This is a genomic window from Lederbergia ruris (genome assembly GCF_018332955.1).
Lineage (GTDB): Bacteria > Bacillota > Bacilli > Bacillales > Bacillaceae_C > Lederbergia > Lederbergia ruris.
This window is the reverse complement of record NZ_BORB01000010.1, coordinates 65,127-78,368: the sequence shown is the minus strand read 5'-3', so window position 1 is coordinate 78,368 and position 13,242 is coordinate 65,127. Positions and strand designations below refer to the sequence as shown.

The following is a 13,242-nucleotide window of genomic DNA, read 5'->3' as shown; positions in this document are numbered from 1 at the left end:
TTTATTGTGCCATTTTTCTCTCTAAATTGAGGGTGGAATCTGGGGAACTCTTTATGATCGGTTTCTGCAGGAGACTTTCCAGGTAATCCACTCTAGCCTTTAATTCGTATAGTTCATGATTGGCTTTCCCTAACATCAAGATAAGATCACCAACCAACATTTCGACCGAATGATATCCTTTTTCACTAACCAAGTATTCACCTCCAAATAGATATTTTCCGAAAATCCTCGGGGTGCCAGAACCCTAAAAGGCTTTTTCCTCTGTTGGTTTTTTATCCATAAATTTTACTGACTCAGCCAAAACCTCTGTAACATAGACTCGCTTTCCATCTTGGTTTTCATAATTTCTCGTTTGGATTCTCCCTGTAATGCCAATTAGGGAACCTTTTTTGCAAAATTTTGATGTGTTTTCAGCGGTTTTCCCCCATAAAGTACAAAGGACAAAATCTGCGTCATACTCTCCTTGGGCGTTTTTAAAAGTTCGATTCAGGGCAATCGTCACATTGAGCACAGCTCTTCCTTCCATTGTATAGCGAAGTGTGGGTTCTTTCGTTAAGCGCCCAACCAATGTTACTTGATTAATCACCATTTCCTCCTCCTTTTCGACAAGATATTCATATCATAGCGGACATTTTTTCATTCGTAAAATCAGCAAAATCCCATTTTCTCGCCTACCTTCTGTTGAAAATTTGAATTTCCACCGCCAAAATTCAATTTTGCTAACGCATTTACACTGAAAAATCCCTTTTTGAAGAAATTTTAAAAAAATAGGCGAGTAATGCTATAATTTTAAGAAAGGGCTGAACGGGAGGGATACATTTGAAAAGCTTTAAAATTATCGCTCTTCAATTAATCGATCAACAGCAAGCCATTGAGATTCCTTTAACAGATGGATTGGTCATTAATATGGAAAGTGAAGATGGGGATTGGATTATAGAGGCGTACATCGATAAAAAGTTTAAGAAAAGATTCCAGGCAAAATGGGAGAACAAGGATATATTTGAAATTAGAGTCGTCATTACTCATCCTGGCAACGATCCCGCGCCATTTACTGTGAAAATCATAACCATTCGCGAAATCGGCAGCCATATTAGCGTATTATTTCAGGGAACTCTTAGGAAAAGACGGAACGAATATCCTGAATTGTTATTAAATGATTTACTTAAGGAAGGATACAGCGGGGATTTATTAATGACCGAATTCAAAAAAAGAATGAGGGCAAAGCAAAAATGACGAAGCCTCCGTTCTTTAAAGAACGGAAGCTTTTATTATAAAATATAAGTTTCCAGTAAAGCTGGATTATTGATTAACGCTTTCAATAATTTGTTTATATATAACCCATTTGCTTCGATCGACAAAATTGTCGCCCAGGTGGTAAATATCTTGTAATCGTTGGCATGATCGATTAGATAATCCCATGCCTGTTTCCGGATTTAAAAGTACCTATTGTTTTCCGTTAAATATCCCATCTTATCCTTCACTGACATCGTTTTAAAAACCTTTTCATAATTTGGCAGATTAAACTCACTGATTTTAGACTTCATTTTTTTCACAACTTTTTCTAATTCGGGATCAATGCTCTGTCCTTTTTCCCATATTATTAAATCATCTAGTTCTTTCACATCGTACTCTTGTCCGTCTGTAGTATTTGCTTCATTATCTGCTATTATTTTTTCCATCTTTTCCTCAATCAATTTATCCAATAGATTGTCCTGATGTCCATTTACAATCATATGTCTCCTCATCAACATAGTCGTCCATAAACGGATAGGATTGAATAAGCTGTAATGTTTCCTCATAAACTTCTTCCCACGCTTTTTCCTCAATATGGTGCGGCATGATGTCCATAAAAAGGTAAACTCCCATTTTAATCTTTCCTCTCTCATTTTTATTTGAGACAATTAGTTCTATTGTCCTTTATTATTATACTTTTGACATAAATCGCAATTTTCCTTCTCTTTCAACATTTCCCGTCGACAGGAAACCTACGTTCCGTTATAATGGTATATATTTACTACATAATCCATAAAAGGTGTGATAAAATGTTAGCAACAGCAGTCGTTCAAGAAGAGAAATCAAACTACACGACAGCGAACGAGATTGATTATGATGGCTTATGGAAAAAATTAATTGGCGAGCTATTCGAAGAATTAATTGCTTTTTTCGCACCAGATTTACATGATTTAATTGACTTTTCCCATGCTCCTGAGTTTCTTCAGCAAGAGCTGCATAAACTGATGATGGATGACAGAAAAGGCAAAGGCATTGTGGACCAAATCGTAAAGGTTCACCTGAAAGATAAAAGTGAAAAGTGGATATTGGTGCATATCGAGGTACAAGATAATCCGGAAGAAGATTTCCCAAAACGGATGTTTCGATATTTTTATCGAATTCTTGATCGGCATCAAACGGAAATTTATGCCATTGCCTTAATTACAGGCCCGAAACAATCTGTCCCGAAGAATTATTATCATTACTCATTTCACGGTACGCAATTGGTTTATACGTATAACGTATATCAGTATGATGAAAAGAATTTGGAGACGCTAAAGAAATCAGCCAACCCGTTTGCACATGCAATTATTGCGGGAATATATGCAAAAAAGTACAAAGTAGATGAAGAAGAAAGGGCCGAGGTAAAAAAGGAATTGTTAAAGCAAACCTTACAACGTTTTGCGGTTAACCATCAAAAAAGCGAGTTATATATAGAAGCATTGACCTATTTTATCAATTTCTTGTTACGTCTTCCGAAACATTTAGACGAAGAGGTTTATTCAGATATTAAAATTTTTATGAATAAGGAGGATTTGAAAATGAGTACGAATATGTCTGAACGCTCACCGTTTTTGGCTGAATTGGGAAGAAGACTTGGGGAAGAGGCTGCAAAAGAAGCTGCAAAAGAGGCTATTAAAGAAGAAAAAAGAGAAACAGCTATCAGACTAATTCATAGAAACTTTACTGATGAAGAAATTGCGGACATTACTGACTTATCAATTAGCAATATTGGCGAAATAAGAAAAACAATGAATCATTAATTGACCATTACAGATTTAATTAGCTGCCTTCTTTGCCAATCGAAATTCAGCTCCCACCTTATTATCGATCGGTTGCCTTACATCCTCTAGGTGGGAGATATCTTCAGCTATGAATTCGTTATCTCTCCGTTGCTCCTGATCTTTTATAGCTAAGTTCACTATTCTGCTGTTCATTTTACATAGGAAAAGCAGGGGAGTTTCTCCTGCTTATTTCCTGTCATCATCATTCATATTGTTGTCATTATTCATATCATTATCGTTGTTAATATTGTCATTGCCGTCCATATCGTTATTCATGTCCGTGTCATTGACGCCATTGTCATTTACTCCGTTGTTGTCATTCACGCCATTGTTGTCATTGTCATTGACTCCGTTATCATTTACCGGGGGTGGAGGATTTTGATCATTATCATTATTCGCACACCCTACTAATAATACCGAGGCCAATGCCGCTGCTCCTACATACTTCGACCATTTCATGTTCATTTTGGTAAGCTCCTTTCAGATTTGCCCAATATAGGCGGGTTTTTTCGGCTTTGTTATACAAAATATAACATTGCACTTAGCCTGACATTAGCTTTCCCAAAATCGGAAAAACCTTGCAAAAAACTTTCTATAATTTTAAATTTAATATTTGAAGCTTGTTTCTACCCATACTATATCCACTTTTCAACAAATAAAACATCCTTTCTAAGCAAAAGCTGACAATCCGATCGTGGATTGTCAGCTTTTTCCCATATCATTTACTTTATAGCAAACATGATTTCCGCTTCGCAGACGAGTTCGTCTTCTACGGTTGCCTTAACATTCGCTTTTGCAATGGATCCTCTCATACGCGTAATTTCTGCTTCAAGCTTTAGTTGATCCCCTGGAACAACTTGACGTTTAAAACGGCACTTATCAATACCGGCAAATAAGCCGAGCTTCCCTTCATTTTCTGAAGTTTGCATCATCGCAATGCCACTTGTTTGCGCTAAGGCTTCCACAATTAGAACTCCTGGCATGACAGGGTATTCCGGAAAATGCCCATTGAAAAAGGGCTCATTTGCGGTCACATTTTTAATGGCAACAGCTTTTTTCCCCGCTTCCACTTCCAAAACCCGATCTACTAACAAAAAGGGATAGCGATGAGGAATAATTTCCTTAATTTGTTGAATATCCAACATCTCAGTACCTCCTTACTTTTAAATCTAAAGATAATGTAAAGCATAAGCTTTCATAACTGAAGTCGCGTCATAATAAGAAGGTTCAATAGAATTACTTATCTTCGACAACGACATCAATGATATGAGTCCATGTTTTCTTTTTAAAAACGTCCTTGGGATTGCCATCACCCATCACCCCATAACCAATCATCAGGCCACCAGCAAGACTTGCTGCGACAAAGATTATGAGTAAAATCAAACGAAGCCATATGGGAATAAGCCTAATTCGAACTCGTTTATTAGACTGCTTCTCCTTTGAGCTTGATTGCTTTTTGATCTTGTTCTCATGCTTTTTCTTTTTCCATTCTTGTTTTGACTGGACTTTCTCTTGGCTGATTTGATTGGCCATCTTGCGATAAACTCCTTTGTTTTAATCAGTAAAAATAATTAAAACGAAAAATTTACTTGCTAAGTATTGAATGAGGGACAAACCTATGCATCTTTAGAAGATTTGTCCCTTCGAATAAAAGTTTCACTTTATCATATCATATTTTAACGAATATTGTTGATAATTCCCAACATTTGGTCTGATATAGAAATCGATCTGGATTGAAACTGTAAAGCACGTTGGACTATCATCATATTCGACAGTTCCGCACCAACATCTACATTAGAATTTTCAAGGGTTTGTTGCTGTATCCTGATATTCCCTCGTAGACCAGCATCCCCCGTTAAATCCGTATAGATCTCCCCTGCCTCGACATTGAGGTCATCCGGAAGACCAAGTAAGGAATCCCCTTTTTGTTCGAGTAATTGTGGTTTCTTTACTTCAATAATCCCCAAATGAATGGGAGCCGATAATCCTTCTGCCGTAAACTGGCCATGGTCATTGATTTGAATATTGCTTATATCATTCGGCAAAACAATGCGATTGTTGTTCTCATCAAGAATAGGGTGGCCATCCTGATTTACAAGCTGGGTGCCTTGTTGATTATCTAGTGGCATCAGATATAAAGCACCATTTCTTGTAAACCTGAGTGCACCTTCATCAGATACTTTCAAGAACTGATTTGGACTCGTAAATGCAATATCCAATGGTCGACCAGTTGTTTTTAACGAACCTTGCTGCATGCTGATCGGCAGTTTTGTCACCCTCGCTCCGACTCCTTGGCGAATGCCTAAGGGCGATATTCTCCCGATTTCCTTCTCTTCAGCAGACTGATTGTTAATAGATTGAACCATTAATTCAGAAAATGAAGCATTTTGCGTTTTAAAACCGGTTGTTTGGGAGTTACTAATATTATGACTGATCAGATCAAATTGTTTTTGTAATTGATTCATTGTATTTACTGCAGTTGACATCATATGACTCATCTATGACCCCTCCTTTAGCCCTTAAACCTCAGGTTACCCATTCACTTTGCCGACTTCGTTCACGGCTTTATCTAAGCTTCTATCATAGGCCTGTACAATTTTCTGATTGGCTTCAAATGATCGATAAGCACTAAGCATCTCGGTCATCGCTCGAGATGGGTCTACATTCGATCGTTCATAAAAACCTTGAGAAACACTAAAAGGCTCTTGATCGGCAAATGGAAGCTCTCCAGCCCCCTCTTCTGTACGTAAAAGGCCATTTCCTTCTTGAATAAGTTCTTGAGGGTCATCTGTTAATGCAATCCCTAACTGGGCAACTTGATTACCATTCATCGTAATCACCCCGTTTGATGTTACGGTGAATTGATCATTGTCTAAAGTAATCTGGTTCCCTTGTCGATCCAAAACAGGGAACCCCTCTGTTGTCGATAATATTCCTTCTTCATCTATGACAAGGCGGCCATTCCGTGTATACTTGACCTGATTTTGATCTTCCACTGTAAAAAACACGGTACCATTTGGTCCATTTGTAAGAGCTAAATCAGTGTTTTCGTTTGTTTGATGAAGGTCACCTTGTACATATCTTGGCAGTGTTTCCTGCATGTACACGCCCGTATTGATCGTCCCCACTTCTTTAGGAAGATTAGGCTTTTCGATCCCACCTACTTTTTGCAGAAGCATTTCTGGAAATGCCCGTATGGCAGATTGACTCTCTTTATATCCAGGAGTATTCATATTGGCTAAATTATTCGTAACTAGATCTGTCTTGCGTTGCTGTGCGTACATTCCGGATGCTGCTGTAGATAAACCTCTCAACATATAAACCTTCACACACCTTTATCGTTTTGCATTTATTAATACTTCTTATATCGACAGAGTGAACATTCCTTTTAAGAGGATGTTCAAAAAGTCCGGTAAAAATGACACTGCGAATTTCTTCGTTGGCTTGCTTCTCCGCTGCTCATGTATCTAAATGCATACATTCCGCTGCTCGAAGGCTGCGCCGCCTCGAACTTCTTGGTCCTTTTTATCCTCCTTTTTGAACAGACACTTTAAGTTCGTTAAATGATCGTTCGGCGTGTCACAAGATCTATATTTTTAAGCATAATGCCTGTTCCCATTGCGACTGCATCCATTGGATGTTCTGCGATCAGGACAGGTACCTTTAGCTGATCAGCTAACAGTTCGTCCATTCCATGAAGAAGAGCTCCGCCTCCCGTTAACATAATGCCTCTGTCAATAATATCAGCTGATAGCTCTGGTGGAGTTTTTTCTAAAACCATTTTAGCCGATTGCACAATAGTCTCAATGGGTTCATGGAGAGCCTCTTCGACTTCTTTAGAATGAATCGTAATGGTTCTAGGAAGACCAGAAACCATATCACGACCCCGTATATCCATTTCTTCCTTGCGAGAACCTGGAAATACAGTACCGATATTAATTTTGATGTCTTCTGCCGTACGTTCTCCAATTAATAATTTATATTGTTTTTTTACGTAATTTAATATTTCTTGATCGAATTTATCTCCAGCCATTTTGATGGAGGAAGATGTCACAATGTCGCCCATAGAGAGAACAGCAATATCGGCCGTTCCACCGCCAATGTCCACAACCATGTTACCACTAGGTTGGAATATATCCATTCCTGCCCCAATTGCAGCGACTTTCGGTTCCTCTTCAAGAAAAACCTTTTTACCACCACTCTTTTCCGCAGCTTCCCTAATTGCTTTTTGCTCAACACTCGTAATATTTGTTGGACAACATATTAAAATCCTTGGTTTGGATAAGAAACCTTTTACATTTAACTTATGTATAAAATGCTTGAGCATCGTTTCTGTCACATCAAAATCCGCGATAACACCATCTTTTAATGGACGAATCGCCATAATATTTCCTGGCGTTCTTCCGATCATTTGCCTAGCTTCCTCTCCGACAGCTAATACTCTATTTTGATTGCGATCAATTGCGACCACGGAGGGTTCATTTAGGATGATCCCTTGCCCTTTTACATGAATTAATACATTTGCCGTTCCTAAATCGATACCGATATCCTTTGCAAACATCCTTTTCCCTTCTTTCTAATTTCAATCCCTCGTACGGGCTATTTGTCATTTGTAGTTTGTATTTTTAAAAATCAATGCCTAAAAAAGCAGACTAAGTTCCTATTTTACGGTGAAATATACCGTTGGGTTTTGTTATAGAGTAAGCAGGTAAAAAGTCTCACCATATAATATTCCCTAATTGCTTATTTTACCACAATCCTCCAATGAATACGTAGGTTTTTAGAAATAATTCAAGCAAATTTTAATTTCAGTGACAAATAGCGCTATCGAATACTTAAATGCTCCAAAAATGGTTCGAAATGCATGATTAATGAAATATAAAAACAGATGGAGCATATTACCATGCATCCACCTGCATAATGCGAAAAATTTACTTGATCGTCTCTATTTGATCACCTCCATCTTTGATTGCTCTTCTTTTTCATCTTCCTTTTTATATTTTTGTCTTGTCGCCTCTCCTCCTCGTAAATGTCTAATTGATTTATGATACTCTAAAATGGTTTTTACTTCATTTGCTAAGTCAGGATTAATATCAGGTAGTCTTTCTGTTAGATCTTTATGAACCGTGCTTTTTGATACTCCAAATTCCTTCGCAATGACACGAACTGTTTTTCTTGTCTCCACGATATATTTACCGATCTTGATTGTTCGCTCTTTGATGTAATCGTGCACACCTCTCGCCCTCCCCAAATTGGATGTGAGGAGTGTGAAATGAGACTCGTCTTTTTTATATCATTTCTACATCTGCTCGCGCTAGGTTTATCTCACCCTTTTCGCAACTGGTATTTGTTTAGTGAATTCTTTATTTGAAAGCCTTCTCTTTTTCTGGACCTAAGCATGTCTTCAACGAAATGTGGATGCCAATGAACGATCACTCACCTCAAACACTCACAATATTTTGTACAGTTTGTATATACTTATTGGCCTAATGGCAAATATATGCCTAAATTCGTAATAATCATAGGTGTTTAAGATAAGTGTTCAAGAGCTGACTTTCTTTTGGTAAGCTGCCCCGTTCAGTGGTTTATTTTCCGCTATTTTTCGCAAAATGAATGCCATTATTTCCCGAGAAATGACGGAAGATATCCAAAGAAAAAGACGAATCCGAATAGACTCCGGACTCGTCTTTTTATGTGAGTTACTCTTGAATTTCTAAATTTGAAGTTTCTTCCATTGGTTCATCACTCGTATTCATTTGATCATCTTTTTTTGCTTGATCATCGGATTCTTCCATATTAGAACCAGTTTCGCTTTCAGTGTCAGTTTCCTCGTCCATTTTTGAACTTTCATCAGCTTGTTCTTTTTCTTGAATTTCAACTTTAGATTCCTTTTCAAGAGAAGTAACAGGTTGTCCAAAATAGCTTTGCGGGTTCACAGCTTGATTGTCTTTCCTAATTTCAAAATGCAAATGTGTTTTTGCCTCTTTATTTAGTTGACTTGTACCAGCAGTTGCTAATGCGTCTCCTTGCTTAACAGAGTCTCCTACTTGAACCTTAATATTCTTTACAGATTGATATACAGTTGTAATGCCTTTGTCGTGTTCAATTTCAATGACATTTCCTAGCAAAGAATCATCGCGGACCGCTGTAACTTTCCCACTTAAAGCAGCGAGAACATCAAACTCTTTGTTATCCTTTTTAGCAATATCTACTCCAAGATTAGGATGATATTTGTTTCCATCCACAATAAGTGCTGCTTCCTGCTCTTCTTCAGATGCATTAATATCAAAAAATTCCGTGATGTACTCCACATCATCCTCATTCGCTACAGGCATGTCTACATTTTCAAGTGATTGTGTAACCTCGACTGCATCTTCATTATTTTTGCTGCCTAGTAAATCATCTGTATTATTTTCTGTCACACTTGGCGGATCAGCTACTTTTTTATTCGCCGCCTGGAACCAGAAAATTCCAGATATAATCAAGGCTGCACTGGCTAGATAAATTGCTGGATATACCCACCGCTTTTTTAGGACTTTTTTCCATTGAGAAGATTGATTCTTTTCTTCCTCTCTCATTTTCATCACCTCTGTCAATCATTCTGAACAGGAAATGAAAATATTATACTTGTCTAAAAAATTTTATCCAGTTATTTTTCGACAAAACGATTTTTTTATGCATTTTTTTAGAAATTGGGTAAAAGTACAGTCAATTTAGATATCGTGGACGGTCTGTTTCTTTTACTTTTTTTAAGAATAGGAGAGGCCAGGCTATGCGCTGTCCCCCTTTTTCCCTTTTTCAATCAATATGGGGACGGCCACGCACACCGCTGTCGCCCTTTTTCCTTTTTTCAATCATTATGGGGACGGTCGCACTCGGCGCCGTCCCCCTTTTTCTCTTTTTCAATCAATACGAGGACGGCCACACTCCACGCCGTCCCCCTTTTTCCCTTTTTCAATCAATACGAGGACGGCCATACTCCACGCCGTCCCCCTTTTTCTCTTTTTCAATCAATACGGGGACGGCCACACACCGCGCCGTCCCCCTTTCTCCTTTTTTCAATCTATACGGGGACGGCCACACTCGGCGCCGTCCCCCTTTCTCCCTTTTTCAATCAATACGGGGACGGCCACACTCCACGCCGCCCCCCTTTCTCCCTTTTTCAATCAATACGGGGACGGCCGCACTCCACGCATCCCCTTAAATTGGTTTTCCTTCGATTTTCTCCTAAGAGTTATACGCATATTGTTTATCAAATAATTGGTTCGCTTCAGATATATGGATATCATGGTAATAATGTTTCACAATATCTCGATAATTCTTTCCTGCTTGTGCCATCCCATTCGCACCATATTGACTCATCCCAACACCGTGCCCGTAACCTTTTGTCGTGATGGTGATCGAATCACCCTCCCGTATCCAACGGAAGTCCGTTGAACGAAGATCCAGTTTCTCCCTAATTTCTCGTCCAGAGAATGTTTTATCCGCAATTTGAACCGTTGCTACTTTATTTCCCGAGGTCTTGCTCGTAATCTTTCCCACTTCCTTTTGACTGCCTATGCTTACACCTAATAGCTTTTCAAATTCCTTAACTGGTATTTTTTTCACACTTTCAAAATTAGGTGCTTTACTATCCCAGGGACTTTCAACACTTTTCAAATACGGGATTTTATCTTTCCAATACTCTTCCGCGTTCTCCGTGTATCCATTACTAGTTGAAAAGAAGGAGGCGGTAATGGGTTTGTCTTTATAAGTAAGGATTTCTCCCTTTGTCGCTTGAACGGCTTCAGCGATTTTTTTATATTTCCAATCAAAGTCTTTTCCCCACAGTTCTTTCAACTCATCCCGGTCTTTGAAAACCTGATGAGTCACTGTATCGGTAATATTTGCTCCTTCTGGAACTGACTTTTCATCTGTTTGCAGTAAAAAATTTACAACATATGTCCTTGCCGCTAAGGCTTGCGCTTTAAGGGCTTCTACTTCAAAGTCAGCAGGCATCTCCATCGCTACAACCCCAGTCACATATTCTTCTAATGGAAAAGTCTCAATTTCTTTAGAGGCATCACGAAACACAGCTACATCTGGCTCTGGGACCTCCGCTTCTTCTTTAGGAGAATCGCCTTTTACTTCTTCCTGAACTACGGCTTTTTCATCTTTTGAAAATAACACGAGTAAGGAGGGGATGATGAACGTTAGAGTAATTAAAAGTGTAGCAGAAATAAGAATGGGTTTGATTGATTTCATTTGCCTTTCCTCCATATCCATTTTGTTAAAATAACTGTTCGTTCTTCTCCATGTATATGGGCTAGGACAAGCATTTATGTCTATAAGTGCGTGTCCAAAAAGGAGGATAAAAAGGACCAAGTCGGCTAAAGGCGCTGACGTCCTGTCAGCAACGCCGACACTAGTACATCCTGTACGTCGAAAGTTCGAGGCGGCGAAGCCTTCGAGCAGCGGACTTGTATAGGATGTACTGACTTCTGCGTTGCCCACAGGACGTGGGCGAATTTAGCAGAAGATCATTATCCTGATACATGAGCACAAGGAAAGCTTCCCCGAATCCGCATCGCACGCCGGAAAAGTGGTTTTCTTTTCCAAGGAGCGGAGAAGCAAGCCAACGAAGAAATTCGCAGTGTCATTTTTACCGGACTTTTTGAACATCCTCTATAAGAAAAAGGCTATATTTTTATCGATTGAACGATATGTATAACTTGCGTACACCTATAGGTTGGCAGCAAGATTGGGTGGAACGTCACTGATCACACATACCCCACTGACCTGAACAGGGATGTAGACATGAAAGTATATAAATAAACCTGAACCCATGAGAAATAAATGATCTCCTCAAGAATTCAGGTTTATTTGTGTTTAGCGTTATAATATTTCCTTCACGTTTGCCGGAATGACTTCCTCTTCTTTTACCTCTACTTGATCCGTAACCCTTTCAATATCAGCACCAAGAGCACGAAGTTTCAGATGGAGGTCTAAATAGCCACGATCTAAATGATGTAAATCTGTGACACGAGTGTAGCCGTCAGCCGCGAGGCCGCCTAAAATTAGTGCAGCAGCTGCTCGGAGATCTGTTGCTGACACCTCTGCTCCTTGCAGTTTGCATGGACCCGTGATAATAACAGAGCGCCCTTCAATTTTAATATCAGCATTCATTCTGCGAAATTCTTCCACATGCATATACCGATTTTCAAATACTGTTTCCGTAATAAGACTTGTGCCTTCCGCACACAAAAGCAATGCCATGATTTGCGACTGCATATCTGTCGGAAAACCTGGATGTGGCATTGTTTTAATATCAACTGCTTTTAAGCGTTCTGGACCAATTACTCGGATTCCATTTGGTTCTTCGTTAAACATTACATTCATTTCTTCCAATTTAGCGATGACAGACGATAAATGTTCTGGGACAGCACCCTCTATAAAGACATTTCCGCCTGTGATGGCTGCAGCGGCCATGAAAGTGCCTGCTTCAATTCTGTCAGGTATAATCGTATGGTCGGCACCATAAACCTTTTCAACACCTTCAATACGAATGGTACCTGTTCCTGCACCTTTCACTTGAGCCCCCATTTTATTGAGGAAATTAGCAAGATCCACAATCTCTGGTTCTTTCGCACAGTTCTCAATAATGGTTTCTCCTTTGGCCAACACCGCCGCAGTCATAATGTTTTGCGTCGCTCCAACACTTGGAAAGTCCAAATAGATTTTTGCTCCAGTTAAACGATCAGCTGTCGCTTCAATAAAACCGTTGTCTACCTTCACTTTTGCTCCCATTGCCTCGAAGCCCTTCAAATGTAAATCAATCGGTCTGGAGCCAATCGCACAGCCTCCTGGTAAAGCAACTCTCGCTTTCCCAATTCTACCTAATAATGGTCCCATTACTTGTACTGAGGCTCGCATTTTACGCATGTATTCAAATGGAGCTTCAATATTTAGATGATCCGTGGCATCAACTGTAATCTTTTTATTTTCGAATTCTACATTAGCATTGAGATGGCGTAAAACTTCGCCAATTGTATATACATCGGAGAGAGATGGAACATCCCGAATGATGCTTTTTCCCTCACTTGCTAATAATGATGCAGCGATCACTGGAAGAACGGCATTTTTAGCTCCTTCAACTTTTACTGTGCCATTCAATCTGTTACCGCCGCGGACGATGATTTTTTCCAAG

Annotated in this window: 17 protein-coding genes; 2 read left to right on the top strand and 15 right to left on the bottom strand. The window is 39.2% G+C overall.

From position 1 onward, the window contains the following. Position 1: 1 nt before the first annotated feature. On the bottom strand, positions 2-193 hold the full coding sequence (locus tag KI363_RS07630; RefSeq protein ID WP_158320732.1) for a hypothetical protein: 192 nt from the start codon (positions 191-193) through the stop codon (positions 2-4). A gap of 51 nt (positions 194-244) precedes the next feature. Beyond that, positions 245-586, bottom strand: coding sequence for a single-stranded DNA-binding protein (gene ssb, locus KI363_RS07625; protein ID WP_212966003.1), 342 nt, complete (start codon positions 584-586; stop codon positions 245-247). 233 nt (positions 587-819) lie between these two features. Here ssb and KI363_RS07620 point away from each other — a divergent pair, with 233 nt between their 5' ends. Continuing rightward, positions 820-1,233 carry a YwpF family protein gene (locus tag KI363_RS07620; protein WP_212966002.1) on the top strand — a complete coding sequence of 138 codons (414 nt, stop codon included), beginning with the start codon at positions 820-822 and terminating at the stop codon, positions 1,231-1,233. A gap of 200 nt (positions 1,234-1,433) precedes the next feature. Here KI363_RS07620 and KI363_RS07615 read toward each other — a convergent pair whose 3' ends face one another. Both KI363_RS07615 and KI363_RS07610 read right to left on the bottom strand, forming a co-directional pair. After that, positions 1,434-1,733, bottom strand: a complete 300-nt coding sequence (locus KI363_RS07615; protein WP_212966001.1) for a hypothetical protein — start codon at positions 1,731-1,733, stop codon at positions 1,434-1,436. After that, a complete protein-coding gene (locus KI363_RS07610; RefSeq protein WP_212966000.1) occupies positions 1,696-1,848 on the bottom strand; it encodes a hypothetical protein in 153 nt (50 codons plus the stop codon). Before KI363_RS07610 ends, KI363_RS07615 begins: the two co-directional genes overlap by 38 nt. A 194-nt stretch (positions 1,849-2,042) precedes the next feature. Here KI363_RS07610 and KI363_RS07605 point away from each other — a divergent pair, with 194 nt between their 5' ends. Beyond that, entirely contained in the window at positions 2,043-3,035 is a 993-nt protein-coding gene (locus tag KI363_RS07605) for an RpnC/YadD family protein (RefSeq protein WP_158320729.1), read from the top strand. A gap of 15 nt (positions 3,036-3,050) precedes the next feature. Here KI363_RS07605 and KI363_RS07600 read toward each other — a convergent pair whose 3' ends face one another. The 11 genes from KI363_RS07600 to murA form a co-directional block, all read right to left on the bottom strand. Beyond that, positions 3,051-3,194 carry a hypothetical protein gene (locus KI363_RS07600; protein ID WP_212965999.1) on the bottom strand — a complete coding sequence of 48 codons (144 nt, stop codon included), beginning with the start codon at positions 3,192-3,194 and terminating at the stop codon, positions 3,051-3,053. A gap of 48 nt (positions 3,195-3,242) precedes the next feature. Beyond that, complete coding sequence (locus KI363_RS07595; RefSeq protein WP_158320728.1) at positions 3,243-3,521, bottom strand: hypothetical protein; 279 nt, start codon at positions 3,519-3,521, stop codon at positions 3,243-3,245. A gap of 257 nt (positions 3,522-3,778) precedes the next feature. Next, entirely contained in the window at positions 3,779-4,201 is a 423-nt protein-coding gene (gene fabZ, locus KI363_RS07590; protein WP_158320727.1) for a 3-hydroxyacyl-ACP dehydratase FabZ, read from the bottom strand. A 91-nt stretch (positions 4,202-4,292) separates the two neighbouring features. Next, the gene (locus tag KI363_RS07585; protein WP_212965998.1) at positions 4,293-4,589 is read right to left on the bottom strand and encodes a DNA-directed RNA polymerase subunit beta; all 297 of its coding nucleotides are present in this window, start codon (positions 4,587-4,589) and stop codon (positions 4,293-4,295) included. A gap of 143 nt (positions 4,590-4,732) precedes the next feature. Next, a complete protein-coding gene (locus KI363_RS07580; protein WP_212965997.1) occupies positions 4,733-5,554 on the bottom strand; it encodes a flagellar hook-basal body protein in 822 nt (273 codons plus the stop codon). 33 nt (positions 5,555-5,587) lie between these two features. Then, a complete protein-coding gene (locus KI363_RS07575; protein ID WP_212965996.1) occupies positions 5,588-6,373 on the bottom strand; it encodes a flagellar hook-basal body protein in 786 nt (261 codons plus the stop codon). 242 nt (positions 6,374-6,615) lie between these two features. After that, a complete protein-coding gene (locus tag KI363_RS07570) occupies positions 6,616-7,617 on the bottom strand; it encodes a rod shape-determining protein (protein WP_158320723.1) in 1,002 nt (333 codons plus the stop codon). 384 nt (positions 7,618-8,001) lie between these two features. After that, on the bottom strand, positions 8,002-8,289 hold the full coding sequence (spoIIID, locus tag KI363_RS07565) for a sporulation transcriptional regulator SpoIIID (RefSeq protein WP_158320722.1): 288 nt from the start codon (positions 8,287-8,289) through the stop codon (positions 8,002-8,004). A 466-nt stretch (positions 8,290-8,755) separates the two neighbouring features. Further along, positions 8,756-9,634 carry a stage II sporulation protein SpoIIQ gene (gene spoIIQ, locus KI363_RS07560; protein WP_158320721.1) on the bottom strand — a complete coding sequence of 293 codons (879 nt, stop codon included), beginning with the start codon at positions 9,632-9,634 and terminating at the stop codon, positions 8,756-8,758. 649 nt (positions 9,635-10,283) lie between these two features. Further along, positions 10,284-11,300: a stage II sporulation protein D gene (gene spoIID / locus KI363_RS07555; protein ID WP_158320720.1), complete on the bottom strand. Its 1,017-nt coding sequence runs from the start codon at positions 11,298-11,300 to the stop codon at positions 10,284-10,286. 630 nt (positions 11,301-11,930) lie between these two features. Further along, on the bottom strand, positions 11,931-13,241 hold the full coding sequence (gene murA / locus KI363_RS07550) for a UDP-N-acetylglucosamine 1-carboxyvinyltransferase (RefSeq protein WP_212965995.1): 1,311 nt from the start codon (positions 13,239-13,241) through the stop codon (positions 11,931-11,933). Position 13,242: the final 1 nt, after the last annotated feature.